The following is a 25,174-nucleotide window of genomic DNA, read 5'->3' on the forward strand; positions in this document are numbered from 1 at the left end:
GTCGGACGGTTGAAAAGTGGCCGCGTTTCTGCCCGGCCTCGGTCGGCGGCGCGCATTGACCGACCAGCGGGCGCCGCCGCTTTACAGCAGTACGGCTGTGGCGCTGCTTGCCGACCGGCTAGAACCAGCTGACGGTCGCCACAGAGCTATAAGAATCCGTCCGCGGCTCCGCTTGTTGGCCGGATGGAACCGGCCGATGGTCGCTCCACAGTTATAGCAATCCGTCCGCGGCTCCGCTTGTCGGCCGGATGGAACCGGCCGACGGTCGCCGCGGACCTATAGGAGGTCTTCGACGTGTTCGGCTACTTCGTTCGGCGTGTCGCCGACGGCGACGCCGTTGTTCTCCAGCGCGGAGATCTTGGATTCGGCGGTGCCGGTCCCGGAGCCGGAGACGATGGCGCCGGCGTGGCCCATCCGCTTGCCCGGCGGGGCGGTCCGGCCGGCGATGAAGCCGACGACGGGCGTGTCCATGTGCTCGCCGATGTAGCGGGCGGCCTCCTCCTCGTCCTCGCCGCCGATCTCGCCACACATGGCGACGACGTGGGTGTCGGGGTCGGCCTCGAACAGCTCTAAGGCGTCGATGAAGTCAGTCCCGATGATGGGGTCGCCGCCGATGCCGACGGCGGTCGACTGGCCCAGGCCGCGCTCGGTCAGGTTGTCGACGACCTGGTAGGTCAGCGTGCCGGAGCGTGACACGAGGCCGACGTTGCCCGACGAGAAGATGTTGCCGGGCAGGATGCCGAGCTTTGCGACGCCGGGCGTGATGACGCCCGGGCAGTTGGGCCCGACGAGGTGCGTGTCGGTCTCCTGCAGTTTGCGGTAGACCCGAGCCATGTCCTGGGTCGGGATGCCCTCGGTGATGGCGACGACGAGGTCGAGTCCGGGGGCGTCCAGCGCCTCGAAGCAGGCGTCTCCGGCAAAGGCCGGCGGGACGAACACGACCGAGGCGTTGGCGTCCTCCTCGCGAGCGGCCTGGTGGACGGTGTCGTACACCGGGACGCCGGCGACCTCCTGGCCGCCCCGGCCCGGCACTGCGCCGGCGACGACGTTGGTGCCGTACTCCAGCATCTGCTCGGTGTGGAACTTCCCTTCGCCACCGGTGATTCCCTGTACGACGACGCGCGTGTCTTCGTCGACTAGAACGGACATTATTCTTCCTCCTCCTCTTCCGCGTACTGGACCGCTCGCTGGACGGCGTCTTCGAGCGTGTGCTCGACCGTCACGAGGTCCTCGTTCAGAATCTCCATCCCCTCCTCGGCGTTGGTACCGGCCAGGCGCACCGTCACCGGCTTGGGAATCTCGTCGAACTGTTCTAATGCCTGGTTGATGCCGTTTGCCACCTCGTCACCGCGAGTGATGCCGCCGAAGATGTTGAAGACGACCGAGTCGACGTTGTCGTCCGAGAACACCATATCGAGGGCGTTGGCGATGCGGTCGGCCTTCGCGCCGCCGCCCACGTCTAGGAAGTTCGCGGGCTCGCCGCCGTAGTAGTCCACGAGGTCGAGCGTCGTCATCACGAGGCCGGCGCCGTTGCCGATGATGCCGACGTTGCCGTCCAGCCGGACGTAGTCGAAGCCGTACTCGTCGGCCTTCTGTTCGAGCGCGTCGCCCTCCTCGGCCTCCTCGCCCATCTCCTGCAGTTCGGGCTGGCGGAACAGGGCGTCGCCGTCGATGTTCATGACGGCGTCGGCCGCGACCACGTCGCCGTCGCTCGTAATCATCAGCGGGTTGACCTCGACGTCGCTGCCGTCGCGGTCGTCCCAGAGCTGGTACAGCGTCGTCAACACGCGGGCCACGTCGTTTGCGACCTCGCGATCGACGCCGGCGTCGTAGACGGCTTTCCGGGCCTGGAACGGGTGCATCCCGAAGGCGGGGTCGATGTGCTCCCGGGCGATGGCCTCGGGGGTCTCCTCGGCGACCGACTCGATGTCGACGCCGCCTTTCGTCGAGACCATCGCGACCGGGCGGCCCTCGCCGCGGTCCATCGTCACGCCGACGTACAGCTCGTTGACGAAGTCGACGGCCTCTTCGACGAGCACCTTCGAGACGTGAAAGCCCTTGAGATCCATCCCGAGGATGGAATCGGCGGCCTCGCGGGCCTCCGCCTTGTCCTCGACGAGCTTGATCCCGCCGGCCTTCCCGCGGCCGCCGACGTGTACCTGTGCCTTGATGGCGACCGGATACCCGATGTCCTCGGCCGCGTCGACGGCCTCGTCGACTGTCTCGGCCAACGTCGACGCCGGTGTGGGAACGCCCGCGTCGGCGAAGACCTGTTTCGCCTGGTATTCATGCAATCGCATGTCATGCGAACGTGCTGGGCGGGACGGTTTAAATCCGTCTTTCGCGGACGACGTAGCCGGGTATCACCGGCGGTTATCTGTACAGAAACAGCGACCAGAACCGGACGTTCCGCAAACTGCCCGGCGGGCGGCAGTGTTGTCGGGGGCTATGCCGCCCGCTGTCTCCGGCCCGAACGCCAGCGCGCTCTGGCCCGCAAGACGCCCGCGCCGGCGAGCAGGACGGCCTGATGTAACAGCGCCCCGAGGGCGAGGGCGCCGGCGGCGCTCCCGAGCACCAGCCATGCCGGTGTCCCCTCGACGAGCAGGACGACGAGGACGATGCCGGCCGCCATCGCGCCGTTGCGAAGCGCACACCGCAGTTCGGACCGGAAGAGCGCGGCCATACTCGTCTCGGCCACCTCGTCATCGTTGATGAGCCGGTCGTAACACATACGACAGAACGGGGCCGCTGTCGGCTTAAATCACGCGGCACCGACAGAGACAGACCGCTTGAATCGGTACGGGGGTACATGGACGAGACCGATATCGACGCGCTCGCCGACGCGGTCCGGGCGGCCGACACGACCGTCGCGCTCACGGGCGCGGGCGTCTCGACGGCCTCGGGCATCCCCTCGTTCCGCGGGGAGGACGGCATCTGGAACGAGTGGGATCCGAACGCCTTCCACCGCCGGCGGCTGGACGCCGACCCCGCCGGCTTCTGGCGGGACCGGCTCGACCTCCGGGCCGAACTGACCAGTGGCGACCCCGAACCGAACGCCGCCCACGACGCGCTGGCGGCCATGGAAACCGGCGGCGCCCTCGATGCGGTGGTCACACAGAACGTCGACGGCCTGCACGCCGACGCCGGCAGCGACCGCGTCGTCGAGCTACACGGGACGAACCGGCGGGTCCGCTGTGACGACTGCGGGGCGACCGAGCCGGCCGGGCCGGTGTTCGAGCGGGCCGCGGAGAGGATGGGGGACGACGGGGCCCCGTCGACTGAATTCCCGCCTCGGTGTGACTGTGGCGGCGTCTACCGGCCCGACGTGGTCCTGTTCGGGGAGTCGCTCCCTGAGACCGCGATTTCGGAGGCACAGCGACTGGCCCGCGAGAGCGACGTGTTCCTGGCCGCCGGCTCGTCGCTCTCCGTCCGGCCCGCCGCGCTGCTCCCGCGCATCGCCGTCGATGCGGACGCGACGCTCGCCGTCGTGAACTTCGATGCGACGCCGCGGGACGACGCGGCGGAGTACGTCGTCCGTGCCGACGTGACCAGGGTGCTCCCGTCTCTGGCAGGCCGGCTCTAGAGCTCGACGCTGCCCGGAATGAGGCTGCGCTGTCGGAGGAGATTCCCGTCCTCGTCGTACACCAGCAGCGTCTCCTTTTCGTACACCAGCGACTTCCCGTTGCTGTCGGTCAGTCGGACCTCGTACTCCCCGTCACCGCCGTGTCGCTGGGCGGCCGAGACGAGCGTGTCAACCGACTCGACCGGGGCGGGCACCTCGAAGATGAACTCCCCGGTCATCCGGTCGGTCAGCGAGAGGACGCCGCCGTCCGTTTCGGCCTGGTGGCGAAAGGCGACGTCTAGCTCGCTCGAATCCAGCGTCGCCTCCGCTGTCTCGGTGAGGCGGTCACGCAGGCCGCCCTCCGGACCCGTATATTCGATGGCTAGCGTTGGGATGCCGCCGTCGCCCGGTTCCGGCCGGATGTCGACTGTGAAGTAGTCACGCCTCATTCGGATATCCACGCTTGGACGCCCGTGCCAAAGAACGTATCGGCGCTGTCGCTGCCGGGACGGGCTGACCGGTAGCTTTTACCGGGTCGACGGTGGCCCTGCAAACAGCATGGCGTGGGTCAAATCCGAGTACGCAGGTGAACTGGCTGTGCTGTCGACGTGGCTGGTGGCCGTCGCCCCGTGGTCGGTCTCCGTCTTCGGGAACGGTCCGGTGACGGGCGTTGTCTTCCGGTTTCTCCCCTTCCAGACCCTCTACCTGTACGGCCTCTCGGTCCCGAACGAGCTGAGTTTCCTCTGGACGTGGCAGGTGACCGAACTGCAACAGGGCGACAACGCGGCGCTTGCGGGCTCGCTCTGGACCGCCGCCTTGGCGCTGTTCGCCGTGGCGTTCGCCGCGAGTGTCTACTACTACGCCCGGGAGGCGGCGTTCGAGGACCGCCTCCCGCTTGACCCGGTCCGGCTCTTTGGCGGCCTGCTCGGTCTCGTGGGCCTGTGTACGCTCGCCGGGACAGTCCTGCTGAATCTCGACGGCGGGTTCCCGGGGACCACCATCCCCGTCGGTGCGCTCGTCGCACCCGCCCTGGCCGTTGCCCTGCTCACCGCGGACGTGACCTAACCGGCACAGGCGCCGGCCGGCACGGCGACTGAGTCGGCGAGCGAATTTAAGTAGCTGGCCACCAAACCCGATGTACATCCATCGCCCCCATCTCCTGACCGATGTCTAACCCCGAAACACCCGACCCCGGTGACCGCGTCCAGAACCCTCTGGGCCAGATACAGGCGTGGCTCTCCCGGACTGCCACCATCCTGTCGGGGACGGCGGTGCCCGAGTCGAACTACGACCCGACTCGCCACGGGTCGCTGACCCGTTTTTCCGGCATGGAGGGCTGGGAAGAGCTCGAACGCTACTGGCTCAACGCCCCCTTCGCCTTCGTCTCCATCAACCGCGACCCGGAGACCGACGAGAAGCGCTATCAGGTGGTCGAGCCGTCGCTGACGGACTTCGAATCGGAGCTGCTTGACCGCCTGTACGAGGACATCCGTGGCCCCCTCATCTACCGCGATGGGGTCGACGACGACCCCGAACAGGCCCTCCGGGAGGAGCTGTACGACCGGCTGGAAGAGTACGGCGTCGTCATCGAGGCCGAGACGTTCTACCGCCTCTTTTACTATCTCTATCGCTCGTTCCAGGGGTACGGCCGCATCGACGCGCTGATGCACGACCCGGCTATCGAGGACATCTCCTGTGACGGCTCGGACCTCCCTATCTTCGTCTACCACGACGAGTACACCGACATCGAGACGAACATCGCCTTCGCGGAACAGGAACTGAACAACTTCGTCATCCAGCTCGCCCAGCGGTCGGGCCGGCACGTCTCTATCTCCGACCCCGTCGTCTCGACGACGCTGCCCGACGGCTCGCGCATCGAGCTGGCGCTGGGCGAGGAGGTCACGCCCCGCGGGTCCGCTTTTACTATCCGTAAGTACGCCGAAGAGCCGTTTACCCCAATCGACCTGCTGAACTTCGGCACCTTCTCCCTGGAGATGCTCGGCTACCTCTGGCTCGCCATCGAGTCCAACAAGTCGCTCATCTTCGCCGGCGGGACGGCGGCGGGCAAGACCACCTCGATGAACGCGCTGGCGATGTTCATCCCGCCCCGCTCGAAGGTCCTGACCATCGAGGACACACGCGAGCTGTCGCTGTACCACGACAACTGGCTCTCCTCCGTGACTCGCGAACGGCTGGACGACTCCGACATCACGATGTACGACCTGCTGCGGTCGGCACTCCGCCACCGGCCCGAGTACATTATCGTCGGCGAGGTCCGCGGCGAGGAGGCCATCACGCTGTTCCAGGCGATGAACACCGGCCACACGACGTTCTCGACGATGCACGCGGACTCGGTCCAGACGGTCATCAACCGGCTGGAAAACGAGCCCATCAACGTCCCGCGACCGATGGTCCAGAGCCTCGATATCCTCTGTGTGCAGGTGCTGGCCCGCTCGGGCGACGAGCGGGTCCGTCGGGCCAAGACGCTGGCCGAGATCGAGGGGATAGACCAGCGGACCGGGGAACTGGACTACTCGACGACCTATGCCTGGCAGGCCACCGGCGACCGGTTCCAGGAACGAAACAGCGAGCTGGTCGACGAAATACGGGAAGAACGCGGCTGGAGCCAGTCGGAGCTACTCACCGAGATAAACGACCGGAAGCGGTTTCTCACCTTCCTCCAGGAGCGGGGCGTCACCGACTACCGGCGCTTTACCGCGATGGTCAACAAGTACTACGCGGACAAGGAGCGAGTGATGGAGCGCATCGGCTCCGCTGAGTAAGATGGCGCTGAACCCGCTGGGACTGGCGCCGCTTGCCGTCGTCGCCGGAATCCTCGCACTCGTCGTGCTCTCCTCGGCCAGCGAGCCGATCGACCGCCGGCTGACGAGTGTCGCCCGCCGGCTCTTTGGCCGGTATGTCGCGCCGTCGGACGAGCGCGAGCGCCAGCTCGAAGCGGCCTACATCGGGCAGTCTTACCGGACCTACGCCACGCGGACGTACCTCCACACCGGACTGGCGGCCGTCGGCGGCGCCGTCGCCGGTGCCTACGTCGTCGGTGGGTTCCTCCTGTTCGTTCCGGTCATCATCGACCTCATGATGGGACTGCCCCGGACGATGGTCAACGCTCTCGGGATTCGCGGGTTCGAACTCGTGCTTTCGAGCGGCCAGACGCTCGCGATTCTCGTCACGAGCGGCGTCGTCTTCGGCGCACTCACGGCGCTTTTGACCTACGTGTTGCGCTGGGAGATGCCGAAAAACCGGGCGGAGGTCCGCCAGCGCAACATCGACGCGGGGATGGCCCGCACCATCGCGTTCATGTACGCCCTCTCGCGGGGCGGGATGTCGTTCCCGGACGTGATGACCGTCCTGGCGAAAAACGAGGAGATATACGGCGAGAACGCCCGGGAGTTCGGCGTCGCCGTCCGCGAGATGGACCTGTTCGGCCAGGACATGATTTCGAGCATCAAGCGGATGAACCAGCGGACCCCCAGCGAGCGGTTCAAGACGTTCTCGGAGAACCTCTCGTCGGTCCTCCAGAGCGGCCAGTCGCTCTCGTCGTTCCTGCACAACCAGTACGAACGTCACCAAGAGGAGGCCGCCGAGCGCCAGGCCGACCTGCTGGAGTCGCTGGCGACCATCGCCGAGGCCTACGTCACCATCTTCGTCGCCGGAGTGCTCTTTCTCATCACCATCCTGATGGTGTTCGGGCTGACGACGACCGACACGCTCCCTTTCCTCCAGTTGCTCGGCTATCTCGCGATTCCGCTGGCCAACCTCGGCTTCATGGTGTATCTCAACCAGAAGCTCTCGGCGCTCGGTATCGGCGACACGGGGACGACCCGGGCGCTGGAACGGGTGGCGACGGCCACGATGGGACGACCCTCTGATGCCAGCGACGCGACCGGGCTGACCGACGGCGGCACCGTCGGCGAGCGCGACCCCAACTGGGCGCGGCTCCGGTTCCACGACCGGCTGGGCTCGCTGAAAGCGACCCTGCGGTCGCCCGCCCGCACCCTCGTCTGGAACCCGACACACGTCCTCTATCTCGCGGTCCCCGTCGCGCTCGTGCTGTTTGCCGTCCGCCTCCCGTCGGCGTTCCAGACGGCGTCGGTCAACGTCCGGATGCTGGACGACCTGGTCGTCCAGTCGCTGCTGGTGGTGCTTGGCTCCTTCGCCGTCGTCCGGACCGTCTACAGCCGACGCGTCAGCCGCATCGAGGCCGCCACGCCCGAACTGCTCGAACGGCTCGCCAGTCTCAACGAGGCCGGGATGACACTCGTCGAGAGCATCCGCCGGGTACGGGGAAGCGACGTGGGCGTTCTCAGCCCCGAGGTCGACCGCATCTGGGCCGACATCAGCATGGGGGCGAACGTCGACGACGCGCTCGTCCGCTTTGGCCGGCGCATCCGGACGACCTCCCTCTCCCGGGTCGTCACGCTGTTGACGAAGGCGATGCACGCCTCCGGACAGCTGGGGCCAGTGTTGCGCATCGCGGCCGACCAGGCCCGCGCCGACCACCGGCTGCGAAACCGCCGGCGCCAGCAGATGCTGACGTATCTCGTAGTCATCTACATCTCCTTTTTCGTCTTCCTGGTCATCATCGTCGCCGTCCAGGAGGTGCTCGTGCCGGCGCTGCCCTCCTCGGTCCCGACGCCGTCGAACGCGAACCGCCTCGGCGTCAACACCGATCAGTTCGCCCGGCTGGGTCGGGTGGACAAGGCCGCCTACACTCTCGTCTTCTTCCACATCGCGCTCGTTCAGGCCGTCCTGACCGGCTTCATCGGCGGCCAGCTCGGCGAGGGGAGCCTGAAAGACGGCGCGAAACACGCCGCCATCCTGCTTGGCATCGCCTACGTCGCCTTTGTCCTGCTTTCCTCCCCGGTGGCGTCGATGACCGTCGAGAACCCGAGCGTGGAGGGGGGCCAGCTCACCGTCGACTCGGCGTCGATGTCCAGCGGTGGGTTCATCGTCGTCCACGCACAGGACCAGAACGGAACCGTACTGGGCACGTCGGGCTATCTCGCAGCCGGCACGCATGCGGACGTACAAATCACGCTCGACGAACAGCCCCCCGACCGCCAGCCGCTGGTGCTTGTCGCCCATCAGGACACCAACGACAACCAGCGGCTGGACTACGACTTCGGGAACCCGGGCGGGACCGACGAGCCCTATCCGGCCTCGGGCCAGAGCCGGTACGTCTCCATCGAGGTCGACCTGGCGGACGGGGAGTAGTCCTGACGCCCCGGCAGGTCGGGCCGTCTCACCCCCATGGCCTACGGCCGATGACCCGTGACCGACAGTCGTATTCCGTCGCTTGCGCAACTACCGGGTATGACCATCAGACACGACGGCATCACCGCCGAGTGGCTGGGCTACGCGACGCTCCGTCTGGAAGGCGACGACACGGTCGTCTACCTCGACCCCGGCCGGTACGGCGTCCTCACCGGCGAGTGGGAGCCGGACACGCCGGCGGCCGGCCATCCGCCGGCCCGCGACTACGCGCCCCGAGACGGTGACATCGTCCTCGTGACACACGTTCACCACTACGACCCCGACGGCATCCGCCGGGTCGCAAGCGAGGACGCCACGGTCGTCGCGTTCGAGGGCATCAACGTCCACGCGACGGACCGCGACGTCGACCGGGTCGCGGACCTCGACTACGAGGTCCGGCAGGTGTCGATGGAAGACGAAGTGCTGGTCGGTGACGTGCCCGTCTGGACGACCCCGGCGTACAACCGCGAGGACGGGCCGAACGTCCGGGCCGACGGCAGCCCCTATCATCCGAAGGGTATCGGCTGTGGGTTCCTCCTCGCCGTCGACGACACCAGGGTGTTCTGGCCCGGCGACAGCGACGTACTGGACGGCCACGCCGAACTGGACGTCTCGCTGTTCTGTCCCTCCATCGCCAGCAGCTACACGATGGACCGCCACGCCGCCGCCGACCTCGCCGAGGCGATGGACCCCGACCTCGTGCTCCCGATCCACTACAACACGTTCGAGGCCCTCGAAGCCGATTCGGGCGCCTTCGCCGAGGACGTCGCGAAACGCGGCGTTCCGGTCGTACTGGACGAACGCTAGCTGGCCTCCGCGAGCGAGTCGAACTCGCTCCAGCAGTCACAGTCTAGGTCCTCGATAGAAGACACCTCGTCGGGGAACGAGGAGACCGGCATCCCGTCGTCGAACTCGCCGCAGTCCTCGCGGTGCAACGAGAAGTCGTCGCTCGACATCACTGGCATGAGGGTCACTAACGCCGCTCCGAATAAAAGCGTGTCCGATGCCACTGATACTGGCCGCGAGCTCAGATGACGCCCATCTCCTCCAGTCGCTCCGGCAGATACGTGTCCGTCACGAAGTCGAGCCCCCGCGAAGCCAGCGCCTGCTGTTCGGCCTTCTTCCCGATGTCTAGCTGGAGCTCTATCTGCTCTTTCCAGAACTCCGTCTGGAAGCGGGGGTCCTCCAGCTCCGATTCGAGGGCGTTGATGTCCGAATCGGAGAGGGGGTCCGTCGGCAGGTCGTACTCCACGATGTCCTCGGGCCGGATGCCGATGAACTGCGCCTCCGGCGTCGCCAGATACTCAGAGAGGTGGGCCGACTTGATAGAGCCGTAGGCGACGGAGCCGTAGATGCGGTACGACCACGGGTCACCGTCAGTGAAGACCGTGACCGGCAGGTCGAGTTCGTCGTGGAGCCGTTTGGTGATGCGACGGGTCGCCCGCGCCGGCTGGCCCTTGAGGTGGACGACGATGACGTTGTACTCCTCGTCGAAGCCGTTCTCGACGAGCCGGTCGCGCATCCCGCCAGTCTCGACACAGAGGACGAAGTCGGCGTCGTTCTCCAGGAACTCGATGGTGTCGGGGTTGTTCGGAATCTGGTAGCCCCCTTCACCCACATCCTTCTGGCAGTGAATCTCGCGCTCTCCGCGGCGGGTCTGCTCGCGCAGTTTCAGCGGCCCCATGATGGTCGCGCCCGACTCCTCGGGGCGCATGTGGAAGTCCTCGCGGGTCACGTCCGAGACGATCTCCAGGTCCTCGATGAGGTCGTTTGATTCGTCCTGGCTGTTGAACTGCGCCTCTTCGAGGTCCCACGACTCCGAGAGGTAGTACAGCTCACGCAGGGTCGACGAGCGGTCCTCCTCCAGTTGCTTCGCGAGGAAGTCGATGGCGTAGGTGGCCTTGAGCAGCTTCTCGGCGCCCGAGACGGTCTTGGCCGACCGGGTCGACTGCCGGTCACCGTACACCCAGACGTCCTTGTCCTCGTCGTACTCGATGTTCGACTTGGTCCGCGTCGGGATGGACATCGTCGGCACGTCGCCCTCGGCGAACTGGTCGTAGAACTCCTCGGCGAGGTCGATGAGCTTCTCGCGTGCTACCTCCTCCTGTGTCTGTGTCTCTGAACTCATGTTAGGCGTCCACCGTCAGTTTCTCCTCTTCGACGCCGTCGACCGAGACGGTAAAGTCGGCCTCGTCGTCTACGCTGTACTCCAGTACCGCCTTCTCGCCGGCCGCAACTGTCGGCGACCACTTCACGAACCACTCGCCGTCCATCTCGACGACCTGTGCGCCGTTCGAGTCGCTGGGCTCGGCGCTGACGATGTCGGTCACGTCGAGGTCGGCGTTGGTGTCGTCGTTGTTCTCGACGACGAGCCGGACGGTGTCGCCCTCGACCTCGCGTTCGACGAGGACGTTGTTCATGATGCGGGCGAGCGAGTCGTCGATGTGTAGCTCCGCGCTGTCGGTGACCTCGGTGAGCTTCTCGGCCATCTCCGGGAGGATGGTCGCGAGTTTGTCCTGTTTCTCCCGGCGCTGTTGCATCGACTGGCGCTTGTTGAGGTAGCTCTTCAGCTCGCGGGCGGCCTCCCGGATGGCGAGTTCTATCTCGTCTTCCATCTCGGGGACGTTCGCGATGGCGTCTTTGGACTCGCTCGTGAAGGGAACGTTCGTCGAGGCGACGTGGACCATGATGACGGCCGGGCCGTTCGGGATGCCCGAGCCGCCGGGCTGGTCTAAGTTGTAGTTGCGCCAGTTGATCGACTTGACCACGTCCGTCGTCGCACACGCCCCGCGCTGGTAGACCAGCGGGACGCGGTTGGCGAACCGACGCACTTCGACGCTGCCCTCTGCGGGGAGGTCGCCGCCGTAGGCGATGCCGGCCTCGACGATGAAGGGGTCGCCGCCGTGGACCGACGCGTCCCGTGTCGAGGCGGCATAGAAGTCGGCGTCGTACTCCTTGCGGAGGCCCGACTCGACCAGTTCGTCGGTGATGGGCGCCAGACAGTCCGTCGGCGGCGCGATGATTTCCGTCTCGCGCATCGCCGTCAGCAGCTCGCTCGCGGTGTCGCGGTCGCCCGCCACCTCGGAGACGTTCGGCGGCTCCTCGGGAACCTGGCCGGCAACGCCCCACAGCTCCTCGACGATGTTTTCCCTGGCCGTGTCGCCGAAGGTCGCGTCGTCTTGCTCTTCGGTCATGTCCGCGGCGCGGTCGACGTACGCGCGGAACTCGTCGCGTGTCAGGCGGTGGCGACGGTCGTCGTCGTCGCCGGCGTCTTCGGGGTCGGCGAACTTCTCGGCGAGCCGCGAGGCCACCCCCTCGACGGCCGCGTCGTCCTTCCGGACGGTGGTCGCGGCGTCGACGAGTTCGTAGAGGTCGCTGGTCCGCTCGGCGGTGACGGCGGCCCAGGCGGCCGCGACGGCGTTCTCGCGGACCGCGGCGCCGAAGGTCTTGTCGTGTTCGGCTTCGGCGTCGTCGGCCGCCGCGTCGATGATTTCGACGATATCGTGGTGGGCGACCCGGCCCCGGTCCTCGATTGCGTCGGTGACGGCGGCGGCGAAGTCGGCGGTCGCGGTCGCGCCCTTGTTGGCGACCGCGTCCTCGACAGCGCTCGCGATGTCGGCGTCCTCGTGGCTCGCGGGCGGCGACCACGCCATCCCGCGGCCGAAGTGTCGGTCGTTGAAGTTGGCGATGACGTTGTCGGCCGTCTTCTGGCCGACGCGGGTGAACTCGCCCTGCATGAAGCCCGAGATAGAGTACGAATCGGTCGCGTCCAGCATCTTCAGCAGCGTGCCGAGTTCGACGCCGTGGGGATGGGGTCGAATCTCCTCGGTCTCGGCCGGCAGCGAGGCGCCCTCGACGCGCTCGAACTTCAGCGATTCGTCCAGCCCCGGCTCCATGAACTCGATGCGGGCGTGGGGGTTGACGACGGCGGTGTCCTGGATGTAGTCCTGCAGGCTCGACCGGGCCCGCATGTTGGCCTCCATCTCCAGTTCGATTCGGGTGCCGTGGGGCCGTTCCCAGGAGGTGGTCTCGTCGACGCTGATCTCCGGTTCGTTCGTGTCGGTGTCGATGATGAGCTCGAAGTACTGCGCGTCGGCCTGACCCTTGGGCCGCGAGGTTATCTTTGCGGGCTTGCCGGAGGTGAGCTGCGAGTAGAGGACGGCGGCGGAGATACCGATACCCTGCTGCCCGCGGTTCTGCTCTCTGGCGTGGAACCGCGAGCCATAGAGGAGCTTCCCGAAGATTTTCGGGAGCTGCTCCTTGGTGATGCCGGGCCCGTTGTCCTCGACGATGAGGCGGTAGTAGTCGCCGGCCTCCTGTATCTCGACGTAGATGTCGGGCAGGATGCCCGCCTCCTCGCAGGCGTCCAGGGCGTTGTCGACCGCCTCCTTGACGGCAGTGACGAGCGCCCGGGCCCCCGAGTCGAAGCCGAGCATGTGCTTGTTCTTCTCGAAGAACTCGGCGATGGAGATGGCCCGCTGGGACTGGGCCAGCTCCTCGGCGATGCCCTCCCCGTCGCCGAGTTGCGACTGAAACGAAGTCATTTCGTAGAGTAGGTACCGCCGTCGGGGTTAAAAGGTAATCGCCACCACGGTGAAACTGAACAGCGGCCGGACACACTCGGCGCCTCGAACTGAGCGACAGGTCGGTCCGCCCGGACGTGTCGTGGACGCGTGGGTGTGGTAAGACCAGGCTATCCGACCGTTGGGCTGTGTTACCTTCGGCTCACGCACGCGCGTGCGGGAACTTTATCAGTCCACACCTATTACAGGAAATCAGTTCCTATGTCAGGAGAGTCTGAAGAGTACGGCGCAAAGTCGATCCAGACCCTGGAAGGGTTAGAGGCCGTCCGGAAACGGCCGGCGATGTATATCGGGTCGACCGACGCTCGGGGTCTCCACCATCTCGTCTACGAAGTCGTCGACAACGCTATCGACGAGGCCCTTGCCGGGTACTGTGACACTATCGACGTGACTATCCACGACGACGGGAGCGTCTCCGTCAGTGACGACGGCCGTGGTATCCCCGTGGACGAACACGAAGAGCACGGCCGACCCGCGGTCGAGGTCGTGATGACTATCCTCCACGCCGGGGGGAAGTTCGACAACAAGTCCTACCAGGTCTCGGGCGGCCTCCACGGCGTCGGGGTCAGCGTCGTCAACGCCCTCTCGAAGTGGCTCGAAGTCGAGGTCAAACGCGACGGCGCGCTGTGGAAGATGCGCTTCGACCACGGCGAACCCGAGTACGACCTCAAGAAGGTCCGCGACCTCGAACCGGACGAGGAGACGGGCACCACGGTGCGGTTCTGGCCCGACGACGAGATATTCGAGACCGGCGACTTCACCTTCTCGACGCTTTCGTCCCGGCTTCGCGAACTCGCCTTCCTCAACTCCGGCGTGGCTATCGGTATCGAGGACGAGCGCGACGGGACGGGCGAGAGCTTCGAGTACGAGGGCGGCATCAAGGAGTTCGTCGAGTACCTCAACGAGACCAAAGAGCCGCTCCACCGCGACGTCATCTACTTCGAGGACGAGGAGGAAATCCCCGAGGGGGTCGTCCAGGTCGAAATCGCGATGCAGGGGACCGACGACCTCCAGGGCTCTATCCACGCCTTCGCCAACAACATCAACACGCGCGAGGGCGGCGACCACCTCACCGGGTTCAAGACCTCGCTGACGCGGGTGGTCAACGACTACGCGACCGACAACGGGCTGTTGAAAGACCTCGACGACACCCTCAAGGGCGACGACATCCGCGAGGGGTTGACAGCGGTTATCTCGGTCAAACACCCCGACCCGCAGTTCGAGGGCCAGACCAAGACCAAGCTCGGCAACAGCGAAGTGCGCGGAATCGTCGAGTCGGCGATGCACGACGGGCTCTCGACGTTCTTCGAGGAGCATCCGGACACCGCCGAAGCCATCGTCGGCAAGGCCGTCGAGGCCGCCAAAGCCCGCAAGGCCGCGAAGAAGGCCGAGGAGCTCACCCGTCGGAAGTCCGCGCTGGACTCGACGGCGCTGCCCGGGAAACTGGCCGACTGCCAGACGCGCGAACCCGAGGACGCCGAGCTGTTCGTCGTCGAGGGCGACTCCGCGGGCGGGAGCGCGAAACAGGGCCGCAACCCCGAGTTCCAGGCCATCCTTCCCATCAAGGGGAAGATTCTGAACGTCGAGAAACACCGCCTCGACCGCATTCTGGAGAACAACGAGATTCGGAACCTCATCACGGCGCTGGGAACGGGCATCGGCGACGAGTTCGACATCGACGACCTTCGCTACGAGAAGATAATCATGATGACCGACGCCGACGTCGACGGCGCCCACATCCGAACCCTGTTGCTCACCTTGCTCTATCGGCACATGAAACCGCTCATCGAGGCGGGCTACGTCTACGCCTCCCAGCCGCCCCTCTACCGGGTTCGGTACCGGGGCGAGACCTACGACGCGATGACCGAGGAGGAGCGGGACCGCATCGTCGAAGAGAAGTGCGACGGCAACCCGACGCAGGTCCAGCGGTTCAAGGGTCTGGGCGAGATGAACCCCCAGCAGCTCTGGGACACGACGATGGACCCCGACAACCGCATCCTGAAGCAGATCACCATCGAGGACGCCGCCGCGGCCGACAAGATGTTCAACGTCCTGATGGGTGACGCCGTCGAACCGCGCAAGGAGTTCATCAAGGAACACTCGCCGGAAGCGGAGTGGGTCGACATATGAGTTCGGACGTTCCCGACGACCCCAACGCACCCGCCGACCGCATCAAGCACGTCCGTATCGAGGACGAGATGGAGCAGTCCTACATCGACTACGCGATGTCGGTCATCGCGGGTCGGGCGCTCCCGGACGTGCGCGACGGGCTGAAACCGGTCCACCGTCGCATCCTCTATGCGATGCACGAGATGGGCGTCTCCTCGAACACCGCCCACCGCAAATCCTCATCCATCGTCGGCGAGACGATGGGTGACTATCACCCACACGGCGACAGCGCCATCTACGACACGCTGGTGCGGATGGCACAGGACTTCTCGATGCGGTACCCGCTCGTCGACGGGCAGGGGAACTTCGGCTCGATGGACGGCGACCCCGCCGCGGCGATGCGGTACACGGAGGCCCGGATGGCCCCCATCGCCGAGGAGCTGCTCGCGGACATCGAGAAGGACACGGTCGACTTCTCCAGTAACTACGACGACCGCCTGCAGGAACCCGACGTCCTCCCGTCGAAAGTCCCGAGCCTGCTGCTGAACGGCTCCTCGGGTATCGCTGTCGGGATGTCGACGAACATCCCGCCCCACAACCTCGGCGAGCTGGTCGACGCGACGACCCACCTCATCGAGAACCCCGACGCCACCGTCGAGGACCTGATGGACCACATCAAGGGGCCGGACTTCCCGACCGGCGGGAACATCGTCGGCCGGGACGCCATCTACTCGGCCTACGCCACGGGGCGGGGTCGGCTCCGCGTCCGGGCCGAGTACGAGGTCGACCGCGAGAACGGCCGCATCGTCATCTCCGAGCTGCCCTACCAGGAGAACAAGGCCCGCGTCGTCGAGCGCATCGCCGAGGACGTAAACGAGGGGAAGATAGAGGGCATCTCGGACCTGCGCGACGAGTCAGACCGCAACGGCGTCCGCGTCGTCGTCGAGCTCAAGCGGGGCGCGAACGTCGACGTGGTCGAGAACCGGCTGCTCGACCACCACCTCGAATCCACCTTCGGCGTCATCAACCTCGCCCTGGTCGACGGCCAGCCGAAGGTGCTCTCGCTGAAGGAGACCTTACAGCACTACGTCGACCACCGTCGCGAGGTCGTCCGCCGGCGCTCCGAACACGACCTCCAGGAGGCCGAGGACCGCGCCCACATCCTCGAAGGCCGGTTGAAGGCCCTCGAAAACGCCGAGGACGTGGTCGAGCTCATCCGAAACAGCGAGGACCGCGACGCCGCCCGCGCGGGACTGCACGAGCAGTTCGACTTCTCCGAGGAGCAGGCGGCCCACATCGTCCGGATGCAGCTGGGCTCGCTCACCTCGATGGAAGCGGCCGAGATAGAGGCCGAGTACGAGGACGTCCAGGAGACCATCGACTACCTCGAATCCGTCCTCGCGAGCGACGCGAAGCTCGACTCGGTCATCGTCGACGAACTCGAGGAGATGAAAGCCGAGTACGATGACGACCGCCGGACGTCCATCATCGAGGACGAGGGGCAGGTCACCCACGAGGACCTCATCCCCGAGGAGGACTGCGTCGTCGTCATCACCGAGGACGACTACATCAAGCGCATGCCCGTCTCGAACTTCGACCCGCAGAACCGCGGCGGCAAGGGCATCATCGGCGCGGACCCCAAAGAGGGGGACCGCGTCTCGAAGGTCTTCCGGGCCAACAGCCACGACTACCTGCTCTGTTTCACCAACCAGGGACAGGTCTACCGGCTGAAGACCTACGAGGTGCCCGAGATGTCCCGCACCGCCCGCGGGAAGTCCGCCATCAACCTGCTCGACCTCGACGACGGCGAGGAGCTGACGGCCGTCGTCTCGACGGACGAGTTCGACGACGACGAGTGCATCACGATGGTCACCCGCCAGGGCTACGTCAAGCGGACCTGCTGTGACCAGTTCGAGAACATCCTCTCGACGGGGATTCGGGCCGCCAAGCTGGCGGACGGCGACGAACTCGTCGACGTAGACGTCACGGACGGCACCGGTGACCTCGTCATCGCCACGGAGCGGGGGATGACCATCCGCTTCGACGAGAGCGAGGTCAGCCAGATGGGGCGGTCCGCCCGCGGCGTCCACGGCATCGAGCTACAGGGCGACGACCGGGTCGCCGCGATGGTCGCGACCACCGACGCGGACGACCGGTCGCTGCTTACGGTCACGGAGCACGGCTACGGCAAGCGGACGCGTCTCTCGGAGTACCGCCCGCAGTCCCGCTACGGGCAGGGGCTCATCGACATCAAGACCGACGAGCGAAACGGACGCGTCTCGACGGCAAAGGCCGTCACCGACGACGACCACCTGGTCATCATGTCCGCACAGGGGCAGATAATGCGTATCCGCGCCGGTGACATCTCGGAGGTCGGCCGCAACACGAAAGGCGTCACGATAATGGAACTGGAAGAGGGCGATGCGGTGGCCAGTGTGACGGTGGTGCCGGCGGCCGTCAGCGACGAGTAGTCACGCGACCCCTCTCTTTCGTTCGTCGACACTCCGACCCGTGTGCCGGTGGCGAGCCGGGACACCGAGCGAGCGGTCCGTCGCTAGAACACCCGTTTTCCGAACGCGCTCGCGGCCAGCTCACACGCCAACTCGGCGGTCCGGTTGTGGTCGTCCAGAATCGGGTTCACCTCGACGAGTTCGAACGACCGAAGCTGGTCGCGGTGCTCGGCGACGGCTTCCATCGCGCTGTGGGCCTCCCGGTAGGAGACGCCGCCTCGGACCGGTGTTCCCACGCCCGGTGCCTCCGCGGGGTCGAGCCAGTCGAGGTCCAGCGAGACGTGGAGGCCGTCGGTCCCGTCCGTGGCGACCGACAGCGCCTCCCGAGCAATCTCCGGAGCACCGCGGGCGTCTATATCCGACATCGTGTACACCGTCACGTCGCTGTCACGGAGCAGGTCCCGCTCTCCGTCGTCGATATCCCGGGCACCGACGAGTGCCACGTTCTCGGCGCTGACCGCCGGCGTGTGCGCCCAGGCGCTCCCACCGAACGAGGCCGTTCCGAGGATAGCCGCAAGCGCCATCCCGTGGATATTGCCGGTCGGCGTCGTCTCGGGCGTGTTGAAATCGCCGTGGGCGTCGAACCAGACGATCCCGAGCGACTCGTCGTCGCTGGCCGCCCCCGCTACCGTACCCATGGCGATGGAGTGGTCACCGCCCAGAACCAGCGGCGTTTCACCGTCGGTGACCGCCGAGCTGACGACGGTCGAAACGTCGGCACAGACCGCTCTGGTCTCCCGGTGGAACTTCGCCCGTCCACTGTCGAGCTGTGTCGCGTCGGGGTCGCGCTCCTCGGGTCGGGGGACCGAGATATCACCGCCGTCGGCACAGCCGACCCCGAGCGCCGTCAGTTGGTCCGCGAGCCCAGCGTACCGAATCGCTGACGGTCCCATGTCGACGCCGCGCCGGTCAGCACCCAGGTCCATCGGCACGCCGAGAATTCGAGTGTCCACACGCGTATTCTCTCGCCGAGCGGATAAAGTCTACTGGCGAGTGGACGGCTGCTCGTACTGCGAACAGACCAGCCTGACACCTTCCTCGAAGGAAATCCGCGGTTCCCAGCCGGTGGCCTCGCGCATCTTCGAGGCGTCAGCGAGGGTGTCGTGGACGTAGATGTCCTCGGGGATGGGGTTGTCCTCGTAGACCGGTTCCACGTCGGTCCCCAGTGCGTCGTTGAGCGCCTCGACGAGCGTGTTGAAGCTGTACTGCTCGCCCGTACCGAGATTGTAGATGCCGGTCAGTTCGTGGTCGGCCGCCAGTTCGAGGCCCCGCACGACGTCATCGACGTGAGTGAAGTCCCGCGTCTGGGTCCCGTCGCCCCAGATCTCGGGCCGACGGCCGTTGGCGATGTCATCAGCGAACTGCGCGATGAGGTTCGCGTAGTCGCCCTTGTGTTCCTCGGCGCCGTCCTCCATGCCCTGATAGACCGAGAAAAAGCGCATCCCGGCCATCGAGAGGTCGTAGTGGTTGTGGAAGTACTCGGCGTAGCGCTCGCGAGCGAGCTTCGAGGCCTCGTAGCCGGTGTTTACCGTCACCGGCATGTCCTCCGGCGAGGGGTCGGTCCGGTCGCCGTAAATCGAGGATGTCGAGGCGTAGACGACCGTCTCACAGCCGTCCTGTCGTGCCTGCTCGACCACGTTGACGAACCCCTCGACGTTGACGCGAGCCCCCTTGGTCGGGTTCTCCTCGTGCATCGCGTAGGACGACAGCGCGGCCAGATGGAAGACGACGTCTACGTCAGTCGGCAGGTCGTCGTCGAGCACGCTCCCTTCGACATACTCGACCTCCGCGTTCACGTTCTCCGGCGTCCCCAGATAGCCGTCGTCCAGAGCGACGACATCGTTGTCCTCGGCGAGATAGTTCGCCAGGTTGGACCCGATGAACCCGCCACCACCGGTGACCAACACGCGTTCTCCGTTCATACTGCGTCACTCTCGGGTGCCCGGTGAAAATTATGTCGCTATTCTTCGCCCCAGGACGAACTGTCACTGGCTTGCCGGTCGGGACCACCGTCGCTTTTAAGGCCGGCTACGCCGAACGAGATATCATGTCTTCAATCGAGCTGACACCCAGCCAAAAGAACATTCTGCAGGAGCTGGTAAACCTGTACCGAGAGAGCGAAAGCGCCGTCAAAGGCGAGGATATCGCCGAGAAAGTAGACCGCAATCCCGGCACGATACGGAACCAGATGCAGAGCCTGAAAGCCCTCCAGCTGGTCGAAGGCGTTCCCGGACCGAAAGGCGGGTACAAGCCCACGGCGACCGCCTACGACACGCTCCAGATTCAGGAGATGGATCAGGCCGCGGAGGTGCCACTGCGGCACAACGGCGAACTGGTCGAGCACGCAAACGTCGAGGAGATCGACCTGACGAGCGTCCACCACCCCGAGCAGTGCCGGGCCGAGATTCAGCTACAGGGCTCCATTACCGGATTTCACGAGGACGACGACATCACCGTCGGGCCGACACCGCTCTCGAAGCTCCAGATAATCGGCACGCTACAGGGGAAAGACGACACGAGCAACAAGCTCATTCTCAAGATAGACGACATGCGGGCACCGGCCGGCGAGCCCGAACACTAGTCTCTCTCCGGGGCCGCGAGCCTACCACTCTTATCTCCCACGATTTATCACTTCGACAACAGCGATTCCGTAGCCTTTGTATCATCCCCGTTCGGAATCGAAGGTATGACCGACAAGGTCGTCGTACTCGGCGCTGGATATGCCGGTGCAGGCGCCATCAAGAGCCTCGAAGACGAACTGAACGGTGACGCCGACATCACCTGGATCTCCGATACAGACTATCACCTCGTCCTCCACGAGTCCCACCGCTGTATCCGGGACCCGTCCGTCCAGGACAACATCACGATTCCCGTCCACGAGATCAAACAACCGACGACCGAGTTCATCCAGGACACCGTCACCGGCATCGACACCGACGACCGCGTCGTCGAACTCGCCGACCGGGACGGCGTCGACTACGACTACCTGCTCGTCGGTCTGGGCTCTCAGACCGCCTTCTTCGGCATCGACGGCCTGAGCGAGCACGCCCACACGCTCAAGAGCCTCGACGACGCGCTTGGTATCCACGACGCCGTCCAGGAGGCCGCCCGCGAGGCCTCCCAGAGCGACCCCGCGCAGGTCGTCGTCGGCGGCGCCGGCCTCTCCGGCATCCAGGCCTGTGGCGAGATAGCCGAGTTCCGGGACGACCACCGCGCGCCCATCGACATCCACCTGGTCGAGGGCCTCGACGAGATCTTCCCCGGCAACGACTCCGAACTCCAGGGCGCGCTGCGCAAGCGACTGGAGGAGTGCGACGTCAACATCAAATGCGGCGAGTTCATCGGCGAGGTCGATGAGGAAACCGTCTACATCGGCGACGACGAGGAACTCGACTACGACGTGCTCGTCTGGACCGGCGGCATCACCGGCCGCGACTGCGTGCGCGACGTCGACCTCGAGAAAGACGAGCGCAACCACCGCATCCATTCGGAGGGCAACTTCCAGACCACGAACGAGCGCGTCTTCGCCATCGGCGACTGTGCGCTCATCGAGCAGCCCGGCGAGAACCCGGCGCCGCCGACCGCCGAGGCCGCCTGGACGGCCGCCGAGGTCGCCGGCGAGAACATCGCCCGCGCCGTGCGCGGCCAGCCCCTGAAGACCTGGACGCACAAGGACAAGGGCACCGCCATCTCCATCGGCGAGAAGGCCGTCGTCCACGACGTCGTGGGCGTCCCCATCGACACGTTCGGGGGCCTCCCGGCGAAGCTGCTCAAGAAGGCTATCGCCGTCCGCTGGATCAACGACATCACCGGCCCCGGCCGCGCCCTGAAGGCGTGGCCGGATATGTAAGACCACTTTTTGCACTTCACTCGCGCCGCTTCGCGGCGCTCGCTCAGGCAAAAACTTGGGGAAAAATCGCTGCGTGCTCCTTTCGCGCGGCTTCGCCGCGCGGCAGTCCGCGCGCTGCGGGTGAACCGGCGACTTCGTCGCCGGATGCGTTCTGCGAACGACTCCATCTCGCGTTCTTAACGGACAGCCTGCCCTTCCCCGGGTCGTGGCACGGAGGCCACTTCCGGCCCATACCGCTGTTATCGCTCGATGCTCAGCCCGGCGTGCCAGTGGTCGCTGTCGGACTGTTCGACGGCGTCGTCCATCTGCTCGAGATAAGTCACGGCGAGGCTGGCACACTTCGAGGCTTTCGCCTCGCCTTCGGTCCGGAACTCGCCGGTCTCGCGGTTGGCGTAGACGGTACAGACTGCGCCGGCGCGCAGTCCGTAGATAGCGGCGAGCGTGAGGATGCTGGCGGCCTCCATCTCGAAGTTCTTGACGCCGGCTTCCCGGAGTTCGTCGATGTTGGCCTCGCTGTCTCGCGCTTCGAACCCGTCGAAGCCGGGTCGTGACTGGCCGGCGTAGAAACTGTCGGTCGAGCAGGTGACCCCGAGATGGTAGTCATAGCCCAGCTCCTCGGCGGCCGCGACCAGCGCCGAGACGACCCGCGGGTCGGCGCTTGCGGGGTAGTCCTCGCGGACGTACTCCTTGCTGGTGCCTTCCTGTCGCACTGCGCCGGTCGTGATGACGAGGTCGCCGACGCTCGCCTCGGGGACGATGCTGCCACAGGAGCCCACCCGGAGGAGGGTGTCGGCGCCGATGCGGGCCAGTTCCTCGACGGCGATGGCCGCCGACGGCGAGCCGATTCCCGTCGACGTAACCGAGATGGGGGTCCCCTCGTGGGTCCCGGTCGCGGTGCGGTACTCCCGGTGATCCCCCCGGACCTCGTGGTCGTCCCAGTCGGCGACGACGGTCTCGACGCGCCCGGGGTCGCCCGGCAGCAGGACGCTCGGGGCCACGTCATCGGGGCCGACTTCGAGGTGGTACTGCACCTCGTCGTTGGGGTCCTCGCTGTCGCCGGTCATTCCAGATGCTCCCGGGTGATCGTCGCCGGGAGCAGTTCGCCCAGCGTGTACTCGGTACCGTCCTCGCCGTCGGTGCGGACGGGGAAGTCGTCGTCACAGAACTCCGCGAGCGTCTGGCGGCACATCCCACAGGGCGTGACGCCGTCCCGTTTCGTCGAGGTCACTGCGAGCCGCGAGAAAGACCGGTGACCGTCGCTCACCGCTGTGCCGATGGCGACTTCCTCGGCGTGGAGGCTGTTGGAGTAGTTCGCGTTCTCGACGTTACAGCCAGTGTAGACGGTCCCGTCGGCGGTCTCGATGGCGGCGCCGACGGCGTACTCGGAGTAGGGAACGTAAGCAGCGTCGGCCGCGTCGCGGGCCGCGGAAAGCAGGTCGTCCATATCCGGCCCTCGCGCGGCGGGGGCAAATACCCACCGCCGACGGGGCGGGGACCGCCGCCCAATCGCCGGCCTCAGCTCTCGGCAGATTCGACCGCCGACTCGACGACGTCGCGCACCCGCCGGACCAGCCCGTCCACGTCGTCGCTTTCGGCGTAGATGCGGACGTACGGCTCGGTGCCGCTGGGCCGGACGAGGGTCCAGGCCTCGTCGGGGAATGTAAGGCGGACGCCGTGGTCGGTGTCGACCTCCGTCTCGGGGAACGCGTCCGGCAGGTCGCTCTCCAGCGCTGTCATTACTGCTGGCTTGTGGCCGTCGGGACAGTCGACGCTCACCTTCCGGTAGGGCCGTTCCGTGATAGCGGCGCGGCGCTTGGCGAGCCCCCGCTCCGCGACCAGCCGCGTGATAATGGCCGCGCTCGCGACGCCGTCAATCCACCCGCCAAAGACCGGGTGGATGTGCTTCCACGGCTCGGCGGCGAAGACGACCTCGGTGTCGCTCATAGCGTCCCGTCGCACGCGGGCGATGCCCTCGTGGAGCGCGCCCAGCCGGACCCGCTCGACGCGGCCACCGGCGGCCTCGACCCGCTCGTCGATGCGCCCGGAGGCGTTGGGCGTCGTCACCACGACGGGGTCCTCGACGGCTGCGGCGTCGGTGTACTCCTCGGCCAACATCGCCACGACGGTGTCCTCGTGGACGATTTCGCCGTCCCCGTCGATGACGACGATGCGGTCGGCGTCGCCGTCGTGTGCGATCCCCAGGTCGGCGGTCGAGTCATCGACGAACCGGCTGAACGACCCCAGCGTCTCGGGCGTTGGCTTGCTCTCGCGGGCCGGGAAGTGGCCGTCGACGTTTGCCTCCGTCGAGACCACGTCGGCGCCGAGTTCACGCAGGACCTGCGGCGTCGCCACGCCGGCCATCCCGTTGCCACAGTCGACCGCGACCGTGAGCCGGCCGGGGTCTGCCCCGAACTCCCGGGCGTAGTCGACGACGGCGCTGCGGTACGCCGACAGCACGTCCTCGGCTATCGTATCGCCCCACACCGCCCACGGCGCGGGCTCGACGCCGTCGGCGACCCTGCGCTCGATTGTGGCCTCCGCCTCGTCGTCGTACTCCTGGCCGTCGACGAACAGCTTCAGGCCGTTGTCGGTCGGGGGGTTGTGGCTCGCGGTCACCATCACGCCCCGCCGGCCCCGTGAGGCGTACGCCAGCGCGGGTGTCGGGACCTGCCCGATGCGGCTCACCTCCACACCGGCGCTTTCCAGCCCCGAGGACACGGCGTCGGCGAGTGCCGGCGACGTGACCCGCCCGTCGTGGCCGACGGCGAACTCCCCGCCGTCCTGCCCGGCCGCGCGTCCGACCGACAGCGCCAGTTCGGGCGTGACCCGCTCGTCGACCCCGCCGCGGATTCCTGCCGTCCCGAACAGTTCCATACCGGTACTGTGGTAGCTCGCGGTTTACCACTTTTTACTTTGCTAGGAGACGGCGGGGCCGTCTCTGCATGACGAGAGAGCGCAACGCGCTCTCTCGAACCACGTCGGGTTTCCTCGGTCGTTCGAAAATCGCAACGCGATTTTCGCAGCCCATCAGAAGCGCGCCGCGCTTCTGAGGACGCCTACGGCGGCCTGCGGGAACCGCTCTCTGCTCACGGGCGTTACACGCCCGTTCGCATGGTCAGCGGGACCGAAGGTCCCGCTCGACTCGCAAAAACGTGGTGAAAAACCACCGGAAGGCCCGACCTGCGGTCGCGCTTCCGGCGAAACCGCGCCTCGCGTCTCTCGGCGCGGTATGCTTGCGACACAGAACTCGGCGCGCACCTTCGCGGCGACGGCCGCGAACTACGCG

Annotated in this window: 21 protein-coding genes; 9 read left to right on the forward strand and 12 right to left on the reverse strand. The window is 66.4% G+C overall.

Annotated features, from left to right (window positions below):
- Window positions 1-276: 276 nt before the first annotated feature.
- The 3 genes from sucD to VJ162_RS01765 all read right to left on the reverse strand — a co-directional run bounded on the left by sucD (window position 277) and on the right by VJ162_RS01765 (window position 2,731).
- The gene (gene sucD / locus VJ162_RS01755) at window positions 277-1,149 is read right to left on the reverse strand and encodes a succinate--CoA ligase subunit alpha (protein ID WP_324661986.1); all 873 of its coding nucleotides are present in this window, start codon (window positions 1,147-1,149) and stop codon (window positions 277-279) included.
- Complete coding sequence (sucC, locus tag VJ162_RS01760; RefSeq protein WP_324661987.1) at window positions 1,149-2,300, reverse strand: ADP-forming succinate--CoA ligase subunit beta; 1,152 nt, start codon at window positions 2,298-2,300, stop codon at window positions 1,149-1,151. The genes sucD and sucC overlap by 1 nt, the downstream gene beginning before the upstream one ends.
- 146 nt (window positions 2,301-2,446) lie before the next feature.
- Window positions 2,447-2,731, reverse strand: coding sequence for a hypothetical protein (locus VJ162_RS01765; RefSeq protein WP_324661988.1), 285 nt, complete (start codon window positions 2,729-2,731; stop codon window positions 2,447-2,449).
- Window positions 2,732-2,809: 78 nt separating this feature from the next.
- Between VJ162_RS01765 and VJ162_RS01770 the strand changes: the two genes are divergently transcribed.
- A complete protein-coding gene (locus VJ162_RS01770; protein WP_324661989.1) occupies window positions 2,810-3,583 on the forward strand; it encodes a Sir2 family NAD-dependent protein deacetylase in 774 nt (257 codons plus the stop codon).
- Here VJ162_RS01770 and VJ162_RS01775 read toward each other — a convergent pair.
- The gene (locus VJ162_RS01775) at window positions 3,580-4,011 is read right to left on the reverse strand and encodes a DUF5793 family protein (protein ID WP_324661990.1); all 432 of its coding nucleotides are present in this window, start codon (window positions 4,009-4,011) and stop codon (window positions 3,580-3,582) included. The genes VJ162_RS01770 and VJ162_RS01775 overlap by 4 nt on opposite strands.
- Window positions 4,012-4,120: 109 nt before the next feature.
- Here VJ162_RS01775 and VJ162_RS01780 point away from each other — a divergent pair, with 109 nt between their 5' ends.
- The 4 genes from VJ162_RS01780 (at window position 4,121) to VJ162_RS01795 (ending at window position 9,643) form a co-directional block, all read left to right on the forward strand.
- On the forward strand, window positions 4,121-4,627 hold the full coding sequence (locus VJ162_RS01780; RefSeq protein ID WP_324661992.1) for a DUF7549 family protein: 507 nt from the start codon (window positions 4,121-4,123) through the stop codon (window positions 4,625-4,627).
- 101 nt (window positions 4,628-4,728) lie between these two features.
- Entirely contained in the window at window positions 4,729-6,345 is a 1,617-nt protein-coding gene (locus VJ162_RS01785; RefSeq protein WP_324661993.1) for a type II/IV secretion system ATPase subunit, read from the forward strand.
- Between the two features lies 1 nt (window position 6,346).
- Window positions 6,347-8,797: a type II secretion system F family protein gene (locus VJ162_RS01790; protein ID WP_324661994.1), complete on the forward strand. Its 2,451-nt coding sequence runs from the start codon at window positions 6,347-6,349 to the stop codon at window positions 8,795-8,797.
- Between the two features lie 99 nt (window positions 8,798-8,896).
- Complete coding sequence (locus VJ162_RS01795) at window positions 8,897-9,643, forward strand: MBL fold metallo-hydrolase (protein ID WP_324661996.1); 747 nt, start codon at window positions 8,897-8,899, stop codon at window positions 9,641-9,643.
- Here the strand turns inward: VJ162_RS01795 and VJ162_RS01800 are convergent.
- From VJ162_RS01800 to VJ162_RS01810, 3 genes are all read right to left on the reverse strand, one after another.
- Window positions 9,640-9,801 (reverse strand): hypothetical protein, encoded by a 162-nt coding sequence (locus tag VJ162_RS01800; protein WP_324661997.1) that lies wholly within the window; start codon window positions 9,799-9,801, stop codon window positions 9,640-9,642. The genes VJ162_RS01795 and VJ162_RS01800 overlap by 4 nt on opposite strands.
- A 62-nt stretch (window positions 9,802-9,863) precedes the next feature.
- Window positions 9,864-10,964, reverse strand: coding sequence for a DNA topoisomerase IV subunit A (locus VJ162_RS01805; protein WP_324661998.1), 1,101 nt, complete (start codon window positions 10,962-10,964; stop codon window positions 9,864-9,866).
- Window position 10,965: 1 nt separating this feature from the next.
- Window positions 10,966-13,380, reverse strand: a complete 2,415-nt coding sequence (locus VJ162_RS01810; protein WP_324662000.1) for a DNA topoisomerase VI subunit B — start codon at window positions 13,378-13,380, stop codon at window positions 10,966-10,968.
- Between the two features lie 240 nt (window positions 13,381-13,620).
- Here VJ162_RS01810 and gyrB point away from each other — a divergent pair, with 240 nt between their 5' ends.
- On the forward strand, window positions 13,621-15,549 hold the full coding sequence (gyrB, locus tag VJ162_RS01815) for a DNA topoisomerase (ATP-hydrolyzing) subunit B (protein ID WP_324662001.1): 1,929 nt from the start codon (window positions 13,621-13,623) through the stop codon (window positions 15,547-15,549).
- On the forward strand, window positions 15,546-17,999 hold the full coding sequence (gene gyrA / locus VJ162_RS01820) for a DNA gyrase subunit A (protein WP_324662002.1): 2,454 nt from the start codon (window positions 15,546-15,548) through the stop codon (window positions 17,997-17,999). The genes gyrB and gyrA overlap by 4 nt, the downstream gene beginning before the upstream one ends.
- Before the next feature lie 83 nt (window positions 18,000-18,082).
- On the opposite strand, the gene rocF is transcribed toward gyrA, so the two are convergent.
- Both rocF and VJ162_RS01830 read right to left on the reverse strand, forming a co-directional pair.
- Window positions 18,083-18,991 (reverse strand): arginase, encoded by a 909-nt coding sequence (gene rocF, locus VJ162_RS01825; protein WP_324662004.1) that lies wholly within the window; start codon window positions 18,989-18,991, stop codon window positions 18,083-18,085.
- Between the two features lie 30 nt (window positions 18,992-19,021).
- Window positions 19,022-19,960: an NAD-dependent epimerase/dehydratase family protein gene (locus VJ162_RS01830; RefSeq protein ID WP_324662005.1), complete on the reverse strand. Its 939-nt coding sequence runs from the start codon at window positions 19,958-19,960 to the stop codon at window positions 19,022-19,024.
- A gap of 125 nt (window positions 19,961-20,085) precedes the next feature.
- Between VJ162_RS01830 and VJ162_RS01835 the strand changes: the two genes are divergently transcribed.
- A complete protein-coding gene (locus VJ162_RS01835; RefSeq protein ID WP_324662006.1) occupies window positions 20,086-20,619 on the forward strand; it encodes an HTH domain-containing protein in 534 nt (177 codons plus the stop codon).
- A gap of 105 nt (window positions 20,620-20,724) precedes the next feature.
- Complete coding sequence (locus VJ162_RS01840; RefSeq protein WP_324662008.1) at window positions 20,725-21,888, forward strand: NAD(P)/FAD-dependent oxidoreductase; 1,164 nt, start codon at window positions 20,725-20,727, stop codon at window positions 21,886-21,888.
- A 239-nt stretch (window positions 21,889-22,127) separates the two neighbouring features.
- On the opposite strand, the gene VJ162_RS01845 is transcribed toward VJ162_RS01840, so the two are convergent.
- From VJ162_RS01845 to VJ162_RS01855, 3 genes are all read right to left on the reverse strand, one after another.
- Entirely contained in the window at window positions 22,128-22,952 is an 825-nt protein-coding gene (locus VJ162_RS01845) for a nucleoside phosphorylase (protein ID WP_324662009.1), read from the reverse strand.
- Window positions 22,949-23,332, reverse strand: coding sequence for a cytidine deaminase (gene cdd / locus VJ162_RS01850; RefSeq protein WP_324662010.1), 384 nt, complete (start codon window positions 23,330-23,332; stop codon window positions 22,949-22,951). Before cdd ends, VJ162_RS01845 begins: the two co-directional genes overlap by 4 nt.
- Window positions 23,333-23,403: 71 nt before the next feature.
- The gene (locus VJ162_RS01855) at window positions 23,404-24,762 is read right to left on the reverse strand and encodes a phosphopentomutase/phosphoglucosamine mutase (protein ID WP_324662013.1); all 1,359 of its coding nucleotides are present in this window, start codon (window positions 24,760-24,762) and stop codon (window positions 23,404-23,406) included.
- Window positions 24,763-25,174: the final 412 nt, after the last annotated feature.

It is taken from the genome of Haloarcula sediminis (genome assembly GCF_035656455.1).
GTDB lineage: Archaea > Halobacteriota > Halobacteria > Halobacteriales > Haloarculaceae > Haloarcula > Haloarcula sediminis.